Raw genomic sequence first — 19453 nt, 5'->3', positions numbered from 1 at the left:
GTGGATTGATAATGCTCTACCTCGTCTAAATGCCGTTATTAGCAATCCAGCGCTTTACGTCGCTCCTGACTACTGACATGGGGCGAGCACCGGGTAAAAGCAATAGGTCATGAAAGCGTTTAAGATCAAACTCACTACCCAGTTCTTTTTCGGCCATACGACGAAGTTCTACAAACTGCAACATACCCAATTTATATCCTAGGGCTTGCCCTGGGAGTGCCATATAGCGTTCAACTTCTGCAATAACATCTGTCATACCGGTACCCGTTGTCTGGTGAAAATACTCAATTGCTTTTTCTCGCGTCCACTTCTTACGGTGCAAGCCAGTGTCCACCACTAAGCGCACCGCCCGGTATAATTCAGCCTGCAATCGCCCTAAATCACCAAAGGGGTCGCCCTCGTACATGCCCATTTCTTTGGCGACCAGCTCAGAATATAGCGCCCAGCCTTCAACATAGGCATTAAAAGGCGCGTTTTGTCGGAGCAAACCAATATCTTGTTGCGCCATATTTAGGGCAATTTGAAAATGGTGACCAGGCACGGCTTCATGATAAGTAAGCGTTTTTAACGAGAAACTCGGTACTGCGGACATATCTCTAAGGTTGATCCAAAAAATGCCAGGTCGTTCCCCATCTAGTGACGGCGGAGAATAGTAGCCTCCAGCCTCACCGGCTTCAGTTACCTTAGGAATGCGGTTAACTTCTACCTTTTGAGTAGGTAACGTGCCGTAGTACATATCTGTGTGGGCCATAATAGCGGCAATTTGGCCGTTTAAGTCCTCTAGTAATTGCTCTCGCCCTTCGTCGCTGTCTTGATATAAAAATTCTGGTTGCTCGGCTAACGCAACCATCCGCTCACCTACACTACCGTCTTCATAACCTTGGGCTTGTAATATAGTATCCATTTCTTTACTGATACGCGTGACTTCATCTAAGCCCAACTGATGAATATCATCTGGTGTCATATTTGAATCGCCCAAATAACGCACTTCATGCAGATACATCGCATCGCCATTAGGTTGAGCCCAAACTCCATCTCCCTTAGGCGCACTTGCTTGGCTAGCAAGCAAAGTGTTTTTGACTGTTCGATAGGCTGGATAAACCACATTTTTCATAGCTAGCTGGGCTTGAGTGACTAACTCACGTTGTTGCTCGTCACTTATATTGGTCAGGGCCAATCTTTTAGAAAACGACGTGACAAGCGCATGCTCTTCAATCGGACTAGCAAGGAAATTAGTGAAATAATCTAATGTTTTGGGGTATAACTTTTGGGGTAATTGCACACCGTTCAATCGGTCTGAATTAAAGGTTTCAAGCACGCCAGCGACTAAAAAGTCAAAATGCTGTAAGCGAGTAATATAATCTTGTGCTTGCGCTACAGTTGACACAGATTGCTGGACTTGCATCACCTTAGGCACATCTATTAATGGGCCAGATAATTGATTGATAATATAGGGCAAATGCCCCGCCCAGGTATCGATGTAGCCCCCATGAAACTCAGGAAAGCCAGTATAATAACGTAATATATCGGTTACTATTTGTTGGTGGCGTTTTTCATCCACAGAAAAGCCATCATCGTTCACTTTAGATACGGCTTGGGAGGCATCACTCATGTCTTGTTGAAACTTGCGCATTCCTGTCGGCGAGAAATCAGTAAAGCGGGTGTTATAACCCTTCCCTGCTATTGTTTCAGATACACCTAAAGCAGTAGCCAGCAGCGGTTCATAATGCATAAATGTAAGTGTTTCTTGTTTCACTAAGGCATTAAGTTCGACTTTATTCTGCTGTAAACTAACTGCGTTTTTGGTATTTTTAATTTCCTCGGCACTGACGTCCCGCTTTGCAAGCGAGCTTTGTTCTTGTTGCACAGAACAGGCGCAAACCAAAGCAGTTAACGCGAATGGAACAATCAGATTTTTTATCATTATAATTTTCCTAAGTTACCGAATAAATGGCTGTTTTTTATATTAACGGGGGGTAATATTATCGCTATTAGTTAAGACCCATAGCGTACTTCATCACTTGTTGTTTAACGACGCCGCCGTGATTAGCAAGTTTAAACCCTACATTTCGTATCGCTTTAAATAATGGATTTTGCTGTTTGAAAGTGCCGTAAATCACATCCATCGCACTCATCATCAATAAATTATCTTTGCGCCTGTTAGACTCATAGCGTAATAAATCTGTATTCTGTGGCAATTCTTCAGCAATACAATCGAGTAGCGCCGCTACATCTTTAAATCCTAGATTAACACCTTGACCAGCGAGTGGGTTAATGGCATGTGCTGCATCCCCAATAAGTACCACATGCTCTTTCACATATTGATTGGCGTGCATTCTCATCAGGGGGAAATGAGCTGTTTTTAACACATCAAACTCTACCAATTCATCCGGAAACGCCTTTATTATTTCTTCTTTGAGCGCGGCTGGCTGTAATGTTTTTAGGCGCTTGATATTGTCACTCGTGTTGTACCACACCAAGGATGCAAACTGCGAATACATGGGAAGAAATGCAACGGGTCCAGTTGGTATGAATTGTTGCCAAGTGATATCTTGCTGGGGAGCATGGGTAATAATTTGAATCGCAAAGGCTTGTTGACGATATTGCCATCCTTGCGTGCCGATACAGGCAGCTTCGCGTACTTGTGAATGCAAGCCGTCTGCACCAATCAACCAACGGCAGTTCAGCACACGTTTATCCATCAGATGTACTACCGGTTTATCACCAGGAATTATCTCTTTTACCGAGCTGTCACAAAACCAGGTTACATTAGTAAAGTCGGCTAACGCCTGATGTAAGCCTAATTGTAATACTCGATTCTCGATAATATAGCCAAGACGTGGTGCGTTGATATCGTCGCTAACAAAATCGGTGCGACAATCTGGTCGCTCCCATACAGACAAGCGCCCATAACTGCAGGTACGCATTTGCTCTATGTGCTGCCATGCACCAAGCGAATCAAGTAACGCTTGAGAAGTCACACTAATTGCTGATACACGAATGTCTGGCTCATCACTAGGTTCAAACGCTTTAGGCATATGTGTCTCTATTAGGGCAATAGAAAAGCCTTTTTTAGCTAAACCAAGTGCAGTTGCAGCACCTATCATGCCTCCGCCAACTATACAAAAATCAAACACCTAACCTTCTCTTATCATTAGATTTTCCAATGAGGTTGTCATAAAAAATTAAAAATATTTTAGCTAATTTAGCCGCTATTTAGATTATCACAGATCCTGTTTTTCACAGTAACATCCAACTGACCATTTGAGCCAATCCGAATACAAAACTTATACTTAAGGATAAGATCCTATAACTAAGCTCAACAAATTCTCTGTATCTTATACATGCAGCCATTAAAGATTAAAATTTTAACCAATGACAATTTACATGGTATTACTTTGCGACAAGCACAGCACACAAGCACCTTATGTAACGGACACTAAAGGTACATAGATCATGAATTATTCTGACAAACGCGTATTAATCGTAGACGACCAGCGGCCCTTTTTAACATTACTTCGTGGGGTAATAAACAATATGGGCGCACAATCCGTTGTAGCTGTACAAAACGCGGATTCAGCTCTCGCTGCGTGCAAAAAAGAAAAATTCGATATTATTATCTGTGACCTACATTTAGGTTCAGGTAAAAAGAACGGTTATCAGTTCTTAGAAGAAGCCAGGCAAAAAAATCTCGTTAAGCCAGAAACGGTATTTGCCGTCGTTAGTGCAGACTCCGAACGCCCGGTGGTATTCGGCAGTGTTGAAAAGCAGCCAGACGACTACTTGATTAAACCCTTCTCGCAAGCACAACTCAATTTACGCTTATCTAAAGCGTATCAGAAACGCGTTACGCTGAGTTCTATTTATCACGCCATGCAAAAAAATGATACCACAGGGGCGATAGCTGCTTGTCGACAAGCCATCATGTCGGGCACCCGATATACCAAAAGCTGCTGTCGATTGCTCGCTGAACTTTATTGGAAAGCAGGTGAACATGTACAAGCTAAGCACATGTTGACGCCGCTATTAGCGCAAAACCCTCATACTTGGGTGGGTATCGCACTCGCAAAAACGGAGATGAATCTTCAGCAATATGACGACGCAATTACACTTGCTGAAGAAGTGCTATCGCGTAATCCATTACTATTTGAAGCATACGATATTATAGCCCAATGCAACCTAAAACAGCAGAATTACGCTGATGCACTCTGCGCAATTGAAAAGGCAATATCCCTTGCGCCTTTTTCTGTTGAGCGTCAGTTAGCCGCTTGCAAAATTGCCAGACAAAATCAAAACTACGAGATGGTCAAGTTGCGAAGTCTTGATGTATGGGAACAGTCCAAGAAATCGATTCATCGGGATATTTCGCATTTATGTAATTACTTTCGGAGTATTTTGGACGCAGCCGAAAACTGCACTGATAAGCATATCCGCAGTAAATATCAGCACGAAATGCTGACAGCTATTGCACGCTACCGCCATGATGAGGCGTTAGCAAGAATTGATGAAGACTTTGACTACGGTATTTATGAGAATATTTTGACCGCCCGTATCAGTGTCTTAGACGGACGTTTATTAGAAGCTAAGCGCATATTAAGCGAATGCCAACAACAGATAGCAATCCGTTTCGAGGAGTATCCAACCGCTTTTGCTCCTGATTCTATCAAGGTACTGTTAGATTTAGGCGAGTACGACGACGCTGATAGCCTTAGTCAAAAACTGGTCATGAGCGGCAAACACTTGGATGAAAGTACTCTGTTATCATTAAAATGCAGTATTGAAAAAGTTGCCCAGCGAAAGGGACTATACCAAAGCTTCAATAAACTGGGGACGGAGCATTATAACAGTGGGCGTTTTCAAGAGGCCCATGGCGCCTTTGCTGAAGCGCAAAAAGTTGCCCCAGTGCATACGGGTACCGCACTTAATATATTGCAATGTAATCTGAAAATCATCGCTCAAATGAAAAAACCAGAAACCCGTGCGATTAATACCTTAAAACAGATGTATCGTCATTTAAAAAACATGGTTATGCTTGAATCTCACCAACAAAAATTCGAATCACTTAAAAGTGATCTCGGTAAATATGTAGAGGTAGCATGAAAATACAGTTACTGATTGCAAGCACACTTATCGTCACCAGTCTTACAGGCTGCGTTAGTCAACAAAAGCCTTGTGAGGATATTCTTGAGGTTAAACGCCAAGAACAGCAATGCACAGAATGGCGAAAAACCATGGGTAATAAACAATACCCACAACAAGCCCTAACCGCTAAAAAGCGCTACGAAGAAGCCTGCGTAAATTTACGCTACTATCGAGACGGCTACGACACCATCTGTAAAGGTCAAGACAAAGCCATCGGCGAGAAAAAAGAATAAAAGTAGGCGTGATAAAACGCTCGTAATATTGATAGTCAGTTCTAATTTCATCTCGAGCTGACTCGTTCTCCAATGAATAACCCGTCATTGGGCATTCGACTTAATTTATCCGCCGTCTATGCATATAGTCTATATAAAAAATAGCCTTCCTTTTCTGGTTAGACGCTTTTTTTGCCCTTTTTTGTGCTCTAACACGCTAGCTATATAGACCTGTGAATAAGCAATTGCTTTAAAAACGTTTAGCCTTAACAGTGTTCACCCCGCAAGTTTCAACTTTCCCCCTGCAACGTTCGATCATCAAAGAAAATCGCTGAAACTAGATCCACAACAAAGTATTTAACGTTAAGCGAGCTACATTATAGATAGGCAATATAAACAATTTTCTCATTTAAAAAGGGATCACCATGGCTATTATCTATTTTTGGGGTGCGGCACAAGAAGTAACGGGGTCTTGTCACTTAGTTGAGTCCGCTAGTTTCGGTAAACTTTTACTAGATTGTGGTATGCATCAAGGAGGCAACTCTATTGAGCGTATAGGTGATAAAGGCTTCCCTTTTAATCCCGCGTCCATTGGCGCAGTGATTTTATCTCATGCCCACCTCGACCATAGCGGTATGTTACCCAAACTAGTCCATGACGGCTTTACTGGACCTATATACTGTACGTCAGAGACGGCTGAATTATTGGTGGTCATGCTGAAAGACTCGGTCAGTATCTACATGGGAGATTTAGCCCGTGAAAATCGCCGACTAGCACGTAAAGGTAAACCCTTAGTTGAACCAGAATACTCTGAAGAAGATGTTATGCAGGTACTAACACAGTGTGAACCTCAAACCTACAACAAGGCATTTACCATAGCAGACAATGCAAACGTTTGTTTGCATGACGCAGGCCATATTCTCGGTTCTGCCATTGTCGAGCTCAGTTTTGAAGAAAGAGACGAGCAGAAAAAACTAGTATTTTCCGGCGACCTAGGCAACAAAAGTGCAGTATTGATGAAAGACCCTACCATACTGACTAAGGCTGACATTGTATTGATGGAAAGCACCTATGGTGATCGCAATCACAAATCTATCGACAATACGGTATCTGAGCTTAAAACAATTTTACGCAATACAGCAGAACGCGGTGGGAATATCATGATCCCAGCTTTTGCGGTGGGACGTACCCAAGAGATATTGTTTTACTTGGGTCAACTACACCAGCAAGGTTTATTAGACAATTGGCAGGTTATTCTCGACAGCCCTATGGCAATTGAGGTCACAAAGGTTTACGACCATTGGTTTAGCGCACTCGATATAGATGAAATTGAACAAGCAAGTCCTCATGCACAATCCATTTTAAAAGATTTCATACCTCGGTTATTTTTATCTGTGACACCAGACGAATCCATGATGATTAATAAAATGAAAAAAGGCGCGCTGATTATTGCCGGTAGTGGTATGTGTACCGGAGGGCGAATACGCCACCATTTTAAACAGCGTATTTGGGATGCACGCAACAGCATTATTTTTTGTGGTTACCAAGCAAACGGCACATTGGGCCGCCTACTCGTAGATGGGCTACAGCACTTAAAACTATTTGGTGATGATTATGTAGTCAAAGCGCAGATCGAAACCCTTGGCGGATTTTCGGCCCATGCTGGACAAAGTGAACTAATTGAGTGGGTTGCTCATTTTGAAAATTCACCCAAAGTTGTTTTAGTCCATGGTGAACCCAAAGCTCAAGAGGCATTAGCGCAAAAATTATGGACCGATAAAAACATCAGAGTCGTCATCCCAAGCCTTGGCCAAAGTTTAGTTTTTTAACGATGGTTAAGTCTGATTTAGGGGTTAGAGAAGTTAGAGGACTTAGGCAACAACAGTTTCAGTGGCTAGCGAAATCGGAAAAGCTAAGGGATATATTACAAATTCAGCTGACTTTATCAAAGGCTGCAAAATACTGTCACTCGTTAACTTTGGCCAACTCGCTTGTTGTGTCTATCACGCGACAGCATGACGTTTGTCTGAGTGTTCAGGTCTCTGTTATAGACCCGCATTAGCATAGCCTCTATTCACTTTGCGTTAACAGCACAAGTACGGTGAAAATTTTGGCTTACCGGCTAATGCCCCTGCAAAAACACGGTAAAAAGAAGGCAGTGATTACAGAGTATTTCCTGCCTTTTTACATGCTCTGATTTATGACAAGTGGGCTAGCATTGCCTGCAATGGGTGTTTTGGTTTTTCGCCTTCGATTCGTGCTACTTGGCTGCGACAAGAGTAGCCTGTGGCTAGAATTTGAGAAGACTCAAATGCAGCGACGGCTTTTTGCCAACTCAGGGCGTAAATTCCTTTTGATTGCTCAAGATGACTGGCTTCATGACCAAACGTGCCTGCCATTCCGCAACAACCTACCGCAATGGGCGTAAGAGACATTCCCATTCGTTGGAATAACTGCTGCCAGTGCTTTTCGCTCTCCGGTAGCGCTGTTTTTTCACTACAGTGGCCGAAAAAGGCGTATTCGATCTCTGTTGATTGGCCTTTATTTGGAAGTTCAATATTCGCCAGCCATTCATGTACCAGCTTCACCTCAAAATTTCCTCGGGTATCACCAAGTACTGTTTTATATTCATCTCGATAGCACAACACCAAAGAGGGATCGACGCCAATCATAGGAATAGCTAGCGGAAGAATTTTATTTAAAAAGTCGGCACTATCCTTGGCGGTCACAGCAAACTCTTTTAAAAAGCCTTTAACATGCTGAGGCTTACCATTAGGTTTAAAAGGTAGCAATATGGGCTCGTAACCCAAGCGCTCCACCAATTTGACTAAATCACTTAGTAAATCAGCTTCGTAAAAACTGGTAAACGGGTCTTGTACAATCAGTACTTTTTTAGCCCGTTCTTTAGCACTTAGTGCCTGTAGCGTGCCTAAGTCAAAACGACTGGCTTGATGACCCACGAGCTGTTTTTTTAGCGATGGTGAAGACAATAGTGGTGTGTCGACATACCCCACTGACTTCTTGATCAGACTGTTCATCCATCCTTGCTTCAAAAAGAAGTTGACCATGTTAGGCGCTTTGGCCATCAAGGGGGCCATCGCTTCAATATTGCCGACTAAATAGTCTTTAGCGGGGCGCAAATAACGCTGATAATAGAGCGACAAGAAGCGTGCACGAAATGTGGGGACATCTACGCTCACCGGGCACTGGCTGGTGCATGCCTTACACGCTAAACAACCATCCATCACTTCCAAAACCTCGTGAGAGAAATCAGTCGACTGGGCTTTACCCATAGAATTATTGAGCCTTTTAAACCAGCTCTGACTCTTGGCATTTCGCTCAAGGGCGTTCACATCCACATTATGGTTAGCCAGTAGACGCAACCATTCACGCATAGCCCCCGCTCGTCCTTTGGGACTATGGCGTCTGTCAGACGTTATTTTACTCGACGGGCACATAGGCGATGTAGTGTCATAGTTAAAGCATAAGCCGTTACCGTTACAACTCATAGCGGGCTCGAATGCATCGCGCACTTCAATGGGTATTTGCCTATCAAATTCTCCACGCTTAACCCCTGCAACGCTGACCAAAGAGGCGGTGCTCTCGTAAGGCGTGCAAATTTTGCCTGGATTCATCTTATTGTGGGGGTCAAACACGCTTTTAATTTTTCGCAGCTCGGCATAAAGTTCTTCACCAAAAAACGCCGGTGCATATTCGCTGCGATAACCTTTGCCATGTTCTCCCCACAACAAACCACCATACTTGGCGACTAACGCGGATACTTCATTAGAAATGTCGGGGATCATTTGCTCTTGCTCAGGATCGCACATATCAAGAGCTGGACGTACGTGTAATACTCCCGCATCTACGTGACCAAACATGCCGTAGTTGAGATTCCTTGCATCGAGTAAAGCACGAAACTCCATAATAAAGTCAGCAAGGTTTTCTGGCGGTACCCCTGTATCTTCGACAAAGGCCAACGGTTTTTTACGGCCTTTGGTTTTACCAAGCAGGCCTACTGACTTTTTCCGCATCGCATAAATTTTGCCGATATCAATGCTATCAAACGTAATTTGATAACCAATCACACCGCCTTCATTATTAGCCAACGCCGCATCTAATTTACTGCAAAGCAGCGTTATTTTATCTTGCAGTTCATCGTCAGAGTCACCGTTATACTCAACCATATTCAAGCCAAGCACTTCTTTGTTTTCAACTTCGGTGATGAGATCCTTTACCTGATGCCAAATAATATCTTGTTTAGCTAAGTTCAAGACGTTGCTATCGACCGTTTCAACTGACGTTGCTTGGGCAGCCACCATATGCGGGGCATGGCGAAGTGCTGATTCAAAGGAATCGTATTTAATGTTGACCAAGGCTTTATGTTTGGAAATAGGCGTCACGTTTAACTTAGCTTCGGCTACAAACACTAATGAGCCTTCAGAGCCTGTAATTACGCGGCTAACATCTACAGTTGATAAATCGTCACTTAGGGCATGTTCTAAATCGTAACCCGTTAAAAATCGGTTCATACGTGGGAATTTTGCCAGGATCTGCTCACGCTTATCAACGCATGTTGCAAGAATTTGCTTAACTAAACGCCCTGTCGCAGTGTTGTTTTTCGCGATTTTTTTGGCTTCCTCCATACTCATGGGGGATGACTCAAGCAGTGTTCCGTCAACTAAAACAGAGGTTAACCCTAATACGTGGTCACTGGTTTTGCCATAAACCAACGAGCCCTGTCCAGACGCATCGGTACTGATCATACCGCCAATAGTGGCGCGGTTACTGGTAGACAAGTCTGGCGCAAAAAATAAACCATAAGGTCGCAATGCATCGTTTAACTGATCTTTAACCACCCCGGCCTGTACCTTGACCCAGCGTTCTTGTGGATTAATTTCCAAAATGTGATTCATATGTCGCGACACATCGACAATAATGCCAGATGTCAAAGATTGACCGTTTGTACCGGTACCACCGCCTCTCGCGCTGAATGTGACATCAGCATATTGGCTAGCAAGCTCACCGATAATTTTTAGATCCGCTACTGATTTTGGCAAAACAACTGCCTGGGGAAGAGATTGATAAATAGAATTGTCTGTTGCAACAGCTAACCGGCTGGCATAACTAAACTCAACATCCCCACTGAATTCGCTGCGCCTCAAAGCTGATAAATATGCTTGATAATTAGATTGTGGGCCGTTTTCAACGTTTAAAGCAGGTAATTCAAGTTGTGCCATAATGTTCTTAATTCTCACGGTTGATCAATTGCGCGGTATTATACAACCCAAGGGCCTATAACAGCTAATACGTGTTTCGAATTAATTAGCTCTTATCCGCCATAAAAAACCTATTATCTCGCATATTTGCACAAAGATCATACTCGGTAACATGTGGTTTGTTGCAACATCGATATCAGTGACGTAAAAAGTAGTCATGAAAAAAGGATTGTTTACACCATGAAAAAAATACGTATCGGACTTGGCGCATTGCTTCTGCTTGCAGGCATCGTGTTATTTATTATACCTGGCTCAATGTTTTTGGTGCTCGGTGGATTATTGCTACTCAGTGTTGATGTGCCGCTGGCCAGAATATGGCTAAAACGCTGCCAAAGCGCTATGAGCCGTTCTTCGGCTAAGCTAGACCGCTTAATACTTAATCGTAAGCTTCGCAGCTAACCCCTAGATTAACCTGTTATGTTGATGGGCCAAAATGATGGCTTGTATTACTACAAAATGTAATTGAAAAAAAGGCTGTCATATGACAGCCTTTTTACATGTAGGGCACTGATATTATTATTATTTTTTCTCAGTGGTGTATTTTAGCGCTATTTACTTCGCGTGTTTTTCCCCTAAGTACAACCATGTTTCTACAACTGAATCAGGGTTTAACGATACGCTATCAATACCTTGCTCAACCAACCACGCAGCTAAGTCTTCGTGATCAGATGGGCCTTGGCCACAAATACCTACGTACTTTCCGCGTTTTTTAGCGGCCTGAATAGCCATAGCTAGTAACACTTTTACTGCTGGGTCACGCTCGTCAAACAAATGCGCAATCACACCTGAATCACGGTCTAGACCAAGGGTTAATTGGGTTAAATCATTTGATCCAATAGAGAAACCATCAAAGATATCTAAGAACTGATCCGCCAGTAACGCATTGGACGGTAATTCACACATCATAATAACGCGTAAACCATTCTCCCCTTGCACTAACCCTTGCTCAGCGAGTAATTCAATAACCTTGCGACCTTCTTCAAGCGTTCGCACGAACGGGATCATGATCTCAACGTTCGTTAAGTCCATGTCATTACGCACGCGCTTAATAGCCTCGCACTCAAGAGCAAAACAATCGCGGAAGTCTTCAGATATATAACGACTTGCACCTCTGAAGCCCAACATTGGGTTTTCTTCATCGGGTTCGTATTGGTAACCGCCGACTAAGTTGAAGTATTCGTTCGATTTAAAATCAGACATACGCACAATCACTTTCTTAGGTGAGAATGCTGCGCCGATAGTCGCGATCCCTTCAACTAACTTCTGAACATAATACTCAACAGGAGATTCGTAACCCGCCATCATTTCGCTGATTTCTTGTTTGAGTTCTTCAGGCTGATCATCAAAATGAAGCAACGCTTTAGGATGCACGCCAATCATTCGATTAATAATAAACTCTAAACGCGCAAGGCCCACACCGTCGTTAGGCAGGCGAGAGAAGTCGAATGCACGATCGGGGTTGCCCACGTTCATCATGACCTTCAAAGGAATTTTAGGCATTGAATCTATTCGTGATGTGACCACATCAAAATCAAGTACGTCACCGTAGATAAAACCAGTGTCGCCTTCGGCACAGGATACCGTAAGTTTATCGCCATTTTTGATAACATCGGTGGCGTTGCCACACCCGACAACTGCTGGAATACCGAGTTCACGAGCGATGATTGCAGCATGACACGTACGGCCGCCACGATTAGTCACAATCGCAGACGCCTTTTTCATAATCGGTTCCCAGTCTGGGTCAGTCATATCAGTAACTAACACGTCACCAGCTTGAATTTTGTCCATCTCTTCAACTGAGCCAAGTACTTTCGCCACACCGGCACCAATTTTATGACCGATTGAACGACCTTCACATACAACCTTCGCTTTGCCGTTTAAACGGAAACGTTCGATAATCTGCATGTCTTCGCGGCTTCGCACGGTTTCTGGACGGGCTTGAACGATATAAAGTTTGCCGTCGATACCGTCTTTGGCCCACTCAATGTCCATGGCACGTTTGTAGTGTTTTTCAATAATTTGCGCTTGCTTCGCCAATTCCAATACTTCGGCGTCCGTCAGCGAAAACTTCATGCTATCGGCGTTATCAATATCAACGATTTCGACTTGCTTCCCATGACTTAAGTCATCTGAGTAAATCATCTTGGTTAATTTACTGCCAAGGTTACGGCGAACAACCGCTGGACGACCTTTTTCTAAGGTTGGCTTGTGTACATAAAACTCATCTGGGTTAACAGCGCCCTGCACCACCATTTCACCTAATCCGTAAGAAGAAGTAATAAATACCACGTCTTCAAAACCAGATTCTGTATCAATAGTGAACATTACGCCTGAAGCAGCGCAATCACTGCGTACCATACGTTGAATACCAGCAGACAATGCCACGCCCTTATGATCGTAACCCTGGTGAACACGGTAAGAAATAGCACGGTCATTAAACAAAGAGGCATATACGTATTTGATGGCAACCATCACCGCATCAATACCTTTTACATTCAAAAAGGTTTCTTGTTGACCCGCGAACGATGCGTCTGGCATATCTTCTGCTGTTGCAGATGAACGTACCGCAAATGATGCTTCTTCACCGGCATCCCCTTGCAGCGTTTTAAACGCAGTGGTGATATCCGCTTCCAGTTCAGGTAAAAACGGCGTTTCGATAATCCATTGACGAATCGCTTTACCAGCTTCGCCCAGTGCAGGAATATCGTCTACATCTAAACTGTCGAGTAATGTATGTATACGAGCCTCAAGGCCACTTTGCTCAAGAAAAAGATTAAACGCCGACGCTGTTGTCGCAAAACCACCGGGTACCTGTACACCAGCATTTGAAAGATTTGAAATCATTTCGCCAAGGGATGCATTTTTACCACCGACAACGCTCACGTCGCCCATTCCCAATTGCTGATACCAAAGTACATTTTCTTGCATTTAATTCGTCTCCAAGATGAACTCAATTGTGTAAGCTGCCAACAAAGACAACCCCAGATAGTTAGTCAAAATGATGCTCGCAATACACTATAAAAAATTATATTTCTCAAGCGCCTAGCTTTTTACTGGAAGGATTTTAGAATGCACTCTAGTGGAAAGTAAAATTTAATTTCTTTCTGTAATTATATTACTACATTGTTAAGGAAATGTTATGCGAACGGCTTACTATATTTCAGATGGGACAGCGATAACTTCGGAGGTGTTTGGCCACGCATTGCTGTCATTATTCACCATAGAGTTCGAACATATCACCGTTCCCTTTGTCGAAACCGTCGAGCACGCTCAACAAGTTGTTAAAAAAATATCTGAAAGTTTTCAAGATGACGGTCAGCGCCCTCTCGTGTTTTACACCATCGTAAATACCGATGTGCGCAAAATCATCTCTAAATCAGTGGGTATTAACTACAATTTTCTCGATCAATTTGTTGCCCCATTAGAAATTATATTAGGGGTGCCGTCTAAACCAGAAAAACATCGAACTCACAGCATCCACGAAAAAAATTATGACATCAGAATCGAAGCGGTGAATTACGCTTTGGCAAATGACGATGGTTCAAATTTACGTGACTACGGAGAAGCCGATATTATTTTGGTTGGAGTGTCGCGCTCAGGTAAAACCCCCACCAGTTTATACTTAGCCTTGCAATATGGAATCAAAGCGGCAAATTATCCATTTACCGAAGAAGACATGGGCGATATTCTTAAAATGCCTCCGGCGCTAAAGCATTTCAAAGACAAACTATTTGGCCTAACGATAGAGGCTCAGCGATTGCATCAAATCCGCTCAGAACGCCGTGCAAACAGCACGTATGCATCGCTAAAACAATGCCGCCTGGAATTACGTGAAGTCGAAAACCTTTACCGCAAAGAAAAAATTCCATTTTTAAACAGTACTTTTTATTCAATCGAAGAAATTTCAGCCAAAATTCTCGCCACAACTGGGTTACAACGTAAAAAACATTAATAATTCAATGTATCGCGTGCATCAGTAAACAGCCAAGGAAGTTGCCTAGCTGTTCACTGAAAAGCACCGTCGCCATGCTCAGCGCTATCAGCACTGAATAAGGTGCTAATAGTTATACTCACTCACCTATACGGTTTACATTACCGCTTCGGTTAAGCTTGCTCAAATCATGTAACAATTATCCTACTTTCGTGACTTGATTTGCCTTAAGCAAGGGGTAAGCTGTTCACTGATTTTATAAAAGGCCTGTCTATGTTTACCCATTTTTCCCCTTCGCTATTCACATTTTTACAAGAGTTAGAGAAACACAACGACCGCGAATGGTTTAATGATAATAAACAGCGCTACGAGGATTTAGTGCGCGGACCGGCACTTGAATTTATCAGTGAAATGCAAAACTGGATCCCGATGATTTCGCCTCACTACGAGGCTTCGCCGAAAAAAGTAGGTGGCTCGTTGATGCGGGTATACCGAGATGTACGCTTCTCTAAAGACAAATCCCCCTACAAAACTAATGTGGGTATTCAATTTCGTCATGAAATTGGCAAGGACGTTCACTCACCAGGTTTTTACTTTCATATTTCGACCCATGAAATATTTTTGGCGGTGGGCACTTGGCATCCCCAACCGGACGCGCTGCGTGCGATCCGTGAACACATTCAACGCAAACCAGCCGTTTATCAAGATGCCATTGAACACAAACCGTTTACCGAGTATTACCATTTAGCGGGCGACACTCTTACGCGCCCACCTAAGGGTTATGACATTGAATCACCTATGATTGAAGAGATTAAACGTAAAGATTTTATTGCTATGTGCCCGTTGACCAAAGAACAACTATTAACAGGCAATGTATGTGAACTGGCCGCCACTCGATATGGTCGAGCACAGCCGTTACAGAAGTTTTTATGTGATGCGTTAGGACTACGTTTTTAAGTAAACAGCGAATAATCATAATGCAATGGCAGTAATTTACGCGTCTTAAGCACGACCACCGGTGATCTTATTCGCCCGTCCTTCGTCCTTGGCTTTTTCAGCTCGGCGACGGCGTGCTTCTTTCGGGTCGGCAATCAAAGGCCGATAAATTTCAATACGATCACCGTCTTGAGGCACATCCGTTAATTTGCAGGTTCGATTCCAGATCCCGACTTTATTTTTGCTTAAATCAATATCATCGAAGCGTTGCATAATACCAGAGGCGTTAATCGCTTCTTCTACTGTATGCCCACGTTCCACTACCACCTCTAATAGCGCTTGCTGATCAGGTAGCCCGTAGGCAACCTCAAGATTTATTTGCTTATCGCTCATCAATAGATCTCTTTTGCTCGTTTGGTGAAGGCAACCACCATATTAGATGCAATTGAATTAAATACTCGGCCAAATGCCATTTCCACTAAGCGACTGGAAAAAGAGAAATCTAAATTCAATTCAATTTTACACGCACTATCTGTGAGCGGTTTGAAGGTCCAACCGCCACGGAGCTCAGAAAAGGGTCCATCGACTAAATGCATATTTATGTACTCGCCACGAGATAATTCATTGCGCGTAGTAAACCATTGTTTTATGCCAGCCTTGGAAATAAGTAACGATGCTTCCATGCTTTGTGGTGTTTCATGAAGCACCTTAGTTTGCGCACAACCAGGTAAAAATTCAGGGTAACGCTGCACGTCATTAATTAAATCAAACATCGATTCAGCACTAAACGCCACTAAGGCACTGCGGGTCACATTAGCCATCAATTCCCCTTGAATTGAGTAAGTCAGTTTTTATAAGCGCAAAATTCTAGCATAAAATCATATATCTATTTCAATATCAGTGATTTTTGTTGTGCCGCGAATAACAACCATTATAATACTTCCCCATGAATAGAAAGAAGTCAAAATCAGCCACAAGCAATACCATCGCTTTAAATAAGAAGGCACGGCACGATTATATCTTGCAAGATAAAATCGAAGCGGGCGTCGAATTACAAGGATGGGAAGTCAAAAGCATTCGTTCTGGGAAAGTAAATTTATCAGACAGCTACGTTATCCTACATCAAGGCGAAGCCTTTTTAGTGGGTAGTACCATTCAACCTCTTAACCAAGCATCTAGTCATGTGGTGTGCGAGCCCATTCGTCGACGCAAACTGCTGCTTAAAAAGCGCGAGCTCGACAAACTAATTGGCTCAGTTGAACGCCAAGGCTTTTCAATACTCGCCACCGCCATGTATTGGAAGAAAAACTGGGTAAAAGTGGAAATTTACCTAGGTAAAGGTAAGCACGAGCATGACAAACGTGATGCCGTTAAAGACCGGGACTGGGCAAGAGACAAAGAACGTATGATGAAACATAAAGTCTAGGCTGAGTGTTTTAATCAATATAACAAGGCGCTTTAGCGCCTTTTTATTTTTGGCTCATTGACAGAATGCATTGCCCTTTTTCATTGGTTAGATTTAGGTATTAACCAACCTTAAACCTTAATTATGCATTTAGTACAAATTAACCTAGTAGCCCTATCGAACGGATATTGAACTAACATGGGGATTTGCCCATGTTTGCCTGTACATTCCTTAATCAAGCCGTGAGAAGCAATGAATTATTAGCGGTTTTAACTACGCATATTAGTGATTTCCCCTAAGCCTGTGTTACAATACTCGCCGTTGGTAGTTTGCAACCAACACGCTTTGGGGCTGATATTGGATTCGACAAGATTCTTGAGGCTTTAGGTGCATGCAGAGGAGCGGTTTGCCTCTATAAAAGCCGCATTTAAATAGTCGCAAACGACGAAAACTACGCACTAGCCGCTTAATAACCGGCAGTGCCCTTCCACTCATACTCTTTCTGCTAGTAGAGGTTCGGAAGGTCATCCCAGCAGGATAGCGAGGGAACCTTGTCTAAGGGTGAACCGCGAAATAGTATTAGGCCCGCTATGAGAAATCCTGTCTGCCGGAGTTCGAATTAGTTAAATAAAAGACAGAATAAGCATGTAGTACCGACGGTTAACGTTTTTTGGACGCGGGTTCAACTCCCGCCAGCTCCACCAAAACGAAATAAAAAAGGCTGATTTATCAGCCTTTTTTTATGTCTAAAACAAAGTAAACAGCGGCCTGCAGAGGAGTTTAGTATCTATTGAGGTCTATTGACGTCCAGTGACATCTACGGTTTTTAGTAGTACTCTAAGTAGTACTACTTTTGAGAGTCACTACTGGTACTACTAAAATGGCGCGACGCACTAAAGCTCTAACGAATACTGAAGTTGATAAGGCTAAGCCCAAAGATAAGGTTTACAAATTGGCTGATGGCGAAGGATTACAACTTCGTATTAAACCAAATGGTTCAAAAGCCTGGTTGTTTGATTATTTTAAACCCGTAACCAAGTCCCGCACATCGATCAGTTTAGGAGCGTATCCAGAGGTATCCTTAAAAACAGCACGAGAACGCAAAGTTGCAGCTAGAGAACTACTCGCTCAAGAGATCGATCCCAAAGAGCATAGAGACAACTCTAAACAAGAAGCAGTAGATTCCCATAGCAACACATTAACTAGCGTTGCACATGAATGGCTTAAGATTAAACAAACTAAAGTCACTGAAGACTACGCATCAGATATATTGCGATCTTTAGAGCTGCATGTTTTCCCACACATTGGCAGTAAGCCAATTGATCAAATTACAGCTCCAATGACAATTAAGGTTCTAAAACCGGTATCAGCCAAAGGTAGCCTCGAAACAGTCAGAAGGCTTTGTCAACGATTAAACGAAATCATGATATTTGCCAACAATACAGGTCTTATCCATGCAAATCCGCTCTCTGGTATTTCACACGCTTTCGAAGCCCCGAAGAAACAACACCTTCCAACGATCAAACCCGAAGAAATAAAACGACTTATGTACAAGCTTTCGACCGCCAGTATCAAGCTAACCACTCGATGCTTGATCGAATGGCAGCTCAATACGATGGTAAGGCCAAGTGAGGCAGCAGGAGCTAAATGGTCTGAAATAGATAAAGAAAAAAAGTTATGGACTATTCCTGCACAACGAATGAAAAAACGAAAAGAACACTTGGTGCCACTTACAGATCAAACGATGGCGTTATTAGATGTTATGCGCCCAATCAGCGAACATAGAGAGCATTTATTCCCTGCGGATAGAAATCCAAAAACTCATTGTAATAGTGAAACAGCTAATATGGCCTTAAAGCGCATGGGTTTTGCTGGTCAGTTAGTGTCCCATGGCCTTAGGTCGCTCGCTAGTACAACCCTTAATGAGGAAGGTTTTGATCCTGATTTAATCGAATCTGCACTCGCACATGTAGATAAAAATGAAGTACGCAGAGCTTATAATCGCGCCGAGTATATTGAAAGAAGACGTGAGCTTATGAAATGGTGGTCTGAACATATTGAAAAAGCTGCAACTATGAGTGTGAGTTTAGCTTCTGGTGTAGGCCTCGACAAGCATGTCAACTAGTGGCAATCTCACGGAGTCTGTTACAGGCTCTATTTTGGAGATGTTTTATTATCTTTTATACAATCGTTACCCTCATTATCAATAGCCTATTCTCTAACGTAATCAGCTGTACTTGACTCTAACTGTTTAACTTGATCATCTATTAACTTATTAATCATTTTTTTAGATGTTAAACAATTTGCCTCTGCAAGAGTTGCAAGAGCATCAGTTTGCTTCTTTGACAAAACACAACTGAAATTTGAATCAACTTTCCTATCACTATATTTTTTCCAACTATTCATCATCGTAAGAATAAACTTATCAACATTTGCTTTAATTTCCTCAGTCCTATTATATCTCCCTCTGATCGATGTTCTGGTTAAATGGCACCGGACACTTTAATAAGAGACAATTAACCGTCAAATATTAAGGTGTGAACATGAC

Annotated in this window: 14 protein-coding genes and 1 other RNA gene; 9 read left to right on the top strand and 6 right to left on the bottom strand. The window is 42.8% G+C overall.

Annotated elements, in window-relative coordinates; all coding sequences use genetic code 11:
* Window positions 1-25: 25 nt before the first annotated feature.
* Window positions 26-1924 carry a DUF885 domain-containing protein gene (locus GQS54_RS19080; protein ID WP_166425521.1) on the bottom strand — a complete coding sequence of 633 codons (1899 nt, stop codon included), beginning with the start codon at window positions 1922-1924 and terminating at the stop codon, window positions 26-28.
* Between the two features lie 67 nt (window positions 1925-1991).
* Entirely contained in the window at window positions 1992-3137 is a 1146-nt protein-coding gene (locus GQS54_RS19075) for an FAD-dependent oxidoreductase (protein ID WP_166425520.1), read from the bottom strand.
* 319 nt (window positions 3138-3456) lie between these two features.
* Here GQS54_RS19075 and GQS54_RS19070 point away from each other — a divergent pair, with 319 nt between their 5' ends.
* From GQS54_RS19070 to GQS54_RS19060, 3 genes are all read left to right on the top strand, one after another.
* Window positions 3457-5100, top strand: coding sequence for a response regulator (locus GQS54_RS19070; RefSeq protein ID WP_166425519.1), 1644 nt, complete (start codon window positions 3457-3459; stop codon window positions 5098-5100).
* On the top strand, window positions 5097-5375 hold the full coding sequence (locus GQS54_RS19065) for a hypothetical protein (RefSeq protein ID WP_166425518.1): 279 nt from the start codon (window positions 5097-5099) through the stop codon (window positions 5373-5375). The genes GQS54_RS19070 and GQS54_RS19065 overlap by 4 nt, the downstream gene beginning before the upstream one ends.
* Before the next feature lie 404 nt (window positions 5376-5779).
* Window positions 5780-7183: an MBL fold metallo-hydrolase gene (locus tag GQS54_RS19060; protein ID WP_166425517.1), complete on the top strand. Its 1404-nt coding sequence runs from the start codon at window positions 5780-5782 to the stop codon at window positions 7181-7183.
* Between the two features lie 369 nt (window positions 7184-7552).
* On the opposite strand, the gene GQS54_RS19055 is transcribed toward GQS54_RS19060, so the two are convergent.
* A complete protein-coding gene (locus tag GQS54_RS19055) occupies window positions 7553-10594 on the bottom strand; it encodes an FAD-binding and (Fe-S)-binding domain-containing protein (RefSeq protein ID WP_166425516.1) in 3042 nt (1013 codons plus the stop codon).
* Window positions 10595-10813: 219 nt separating this feature from the next.
* Here GQS54_RS19055 and GQS54_RS19050 point away from each other — a divergent pair, with 219 nt between their 5' ends.
* The gene (locus GQS54_RS19050; protein ID WP_166425515.1) at window positions 10814-11032 is read left to right on the top strand and encodes a tellurium resistance protein TerC; all 219 of its coding nucleotides are present in this window, start codon (window positions 10814-10816) and stop codon (window positions 11030-11032) included.
* Window positions 11033-11185: 153 nt separating this feature from the next.
* Here GQS54_RS19050 and ppsA read toward each other — a convergent pair whose 3' ends face one another.
* Window positions 11186-13561, bottom strand: a complete 2376-nt coding sequence (gene ppsA / locus GQS54_RS19045; protein WP_166425514.1) for a phosphoenolpyruvate synthase — start codon at window positions 13559-13561, stop codon at window positions 11186-11188.
* A gap of 211 nt (window positions 13562-13772) precedes the next feature.
* On the opposite strand from ppsA, the gene GQS54_RS19040 reads away from it, so the two are divergent.
* Entirely contained in the window at window positions 13773-14585 is an 813-nt protein-coding gene (locus tag GQS54_RS19040; RefSeq protein ID WP_166425513.1) for a pyruvate, water dikinase regulatory protein, read from the top strand.
* 252 nt (window positions 14586-14837) lie between these two features.
* The gene (locus GQS54_RS19035; protein ID WP_166425512.1) at window positions 14838-15521 is read left to right on the top strand and encodes a TIGR02453 family protein; all 684 of its coding nucleotides are present in this window, start codon (window positions 14838-14840) and stop codon (window positions 15519-15521) included.
* Between the two features lie 45 nt (window positions 15522-15566).
* On the opposite strand, the gene GQS54_RS19030 is transcribed toward GQS54_RS19035, so the two are convergent.
* Together GQS54_RS19030 and GQS54_RS19025 are read right to left on the bottom strand one after the other, a co-directional pair.
* Window positions 15567-15893 (bottom strand): RnfH family protein, encoded by a 327-nt coding sequence (locus GQS54_RS19030; RefSeq protein ID WP_166425511.1) that lies wholly within the window; start codon window positions 15891-15893, stop codon window positions 15567-15569.
* The gene (locus GQS54_RS19025; protein WP_166425510.1) at window positions 15893-16321 is read right to left on the bottom strand and encodes a type II toxin-antitoxin system RatA family toxin; all 429 of its coding nucleotides are present in this window, start codon (window positions 16319-16321) and stop codon (window positions 15893-15895) included. Before GQS54_RS19025 ends, GQS54_RS19030 begins: the two co-directional genes overlap by 1 nt.
* Before the next feature lie 125 nt (window positions 16322-16446).
* Here GQS54_RS19025 and smpB point away from each other — a divergent pair, with 125 nt between their 5' ends.
* The 3 genes from smpB to GQS54_RS19010 all read left to right on the top strand — a co-directional run bounded on the left by smpB (window position 16447) and on the right by GQS54_RS19010 (window position 19030).
* Window positions 16447-16926, top strand: coding sequence for an SsrA-binding protein SmpB (gene smpB, locus GQS54_RS19020; protein ID WP_166425509.1), 480 nt, complete (start codon window positions 16447-16449; stop codon window positions 16924-16926).
* Window positions 16927-17252: 326 nt separating this feature from the next.
* Window positions 17253-17609, top strand: a transfer-messenger RNA (tmRNA) gene (gene ssrA, locus GQS54_RS19015).
* A 176-nt stretch (window positions 17610-17785) separates the two neighbouring features.
* Complete coding sequence (locus tag GQS54_RS19010; RefSeq protein WP_166425508.1) at window positions 17786-19030, top strand: integrase domain-containing protein; 1245 nt, start codon at window positions 17786-17788, stop codon at window positions 19028-19030.
* Window positions 19031-19453 lie beyond the last annotated feature (423 nt).

This window comes from Paraglaciecola sp. 20A4 (genome assembly GCF_011378905.1).
Lineage (GTDB): Bacteria > Pseudomonadota > Gammaproteobacteria > Enterobacterales > Alteromonadaceae > Paraglaciecola.
The sequence above is the reverse complement of the archived record's forward strand: the minus strand, read 5'-3'. Positions and strand labels throughout refer to the sequence as shown.

What these genes read in the sequence shown, in the direction of transcription:
- GQS54_RS19080 (WP_166425521.1), bottom strand. Translation starts at nt 1,924, where the DNA reads ATGATAAAAAATCTGATTGTTCCATTCGCGTTAACTGCTTTGGTTTGC.
- GQS54_RS19070 (WP_166425519.1), top strand. Translation starts at nt 3,457, where the DNA reads ATGAATTATTCTGACAAACGCGTATTAATCGTAGACGACCAGCGGCCC.
- GQS54_RS19065 (WP_166425518.1), top strand. Translation starts at nt 5,097, where the DNA reads ATGAAAATACAGTTACTGATTGCAAGCACACTTATCGTCACCAGTCTT.
- GQS54_RS19060 (WP_166425517.1), top strand. Translation starts at nt 5,780, where the DNA reads ATGGCTATTATCTATTTTTGGGGTGCGGCACAAGAAGTAACGGGGTCT.
- GQS54_RS19055 (WP_166425516.1), bottom strand. Translation starts at nt 10,594, where the DNA reads ATGGCACAACTTGAATTACCTGCTTTAAACGTTGAAAACGGCCCACAA.
- GQS54_RS19050 (WP_166425515.1), top strand. Translation starts at nt 10,814, where the DNA reads ATGAAAAAAATACGTATCGGACTTGGCGCATTGCTTCTGCTTGCAGGC.
- ppsA (WP_166425514.1), bottom strand. Translation starts at nt 13,561, where the DNA reads ATGCAAGAAAATGTACTTTGGTATCAGCAATTGGGAATGGGCGACGTG.
- GQS54_RS19040 (WP_166425513.1), top strand. Translation starts at nt 13,773, where the DNA reads ATGCGAACGGCTTACTATATTTCAGATGGGACAGCGATAACTTCGGAG.
- GQS54_RS19035 (WP_166425512.1), top strand. Translation starts at nt 14,838, where the DNA reads ATGTTTACCCATTTTTCCCCTTCGCTATTCACATTTTTACAAGAGTTA.
- GQS54_RS19030 (WP_166425511.1), bottom strand. Translation starts at nt 15,893, where the DNA reads ATGAGCGATAAGCAAATAAATCTTGAGGTTGCCTACGGGCTACCTGAT.
- GQS54_RS19025 (WP_166425510.1), bottom strand. Translation starts at nt 16,321, where the DNA reads ATGGCTAATGTGACCCGCAGTGCCTTAGTGGCGTTTAGTGCTGAATCG.
- smpB (WP_166425509.1), top strand. Translation starts at nt 16,447, where the DNA reads ATGAATAGAAAGAAGTCAAAATCAGCCACAAGCAATACCATCGCTTTA.
- GQS54_RS19010 (WP_166425508.1), top strand. Translation starts at nt 17,786, where the DNA reads ATGGCGCGACGCACTAAAGCTCTAACGAATACTGAAGTTGATAAGGCT.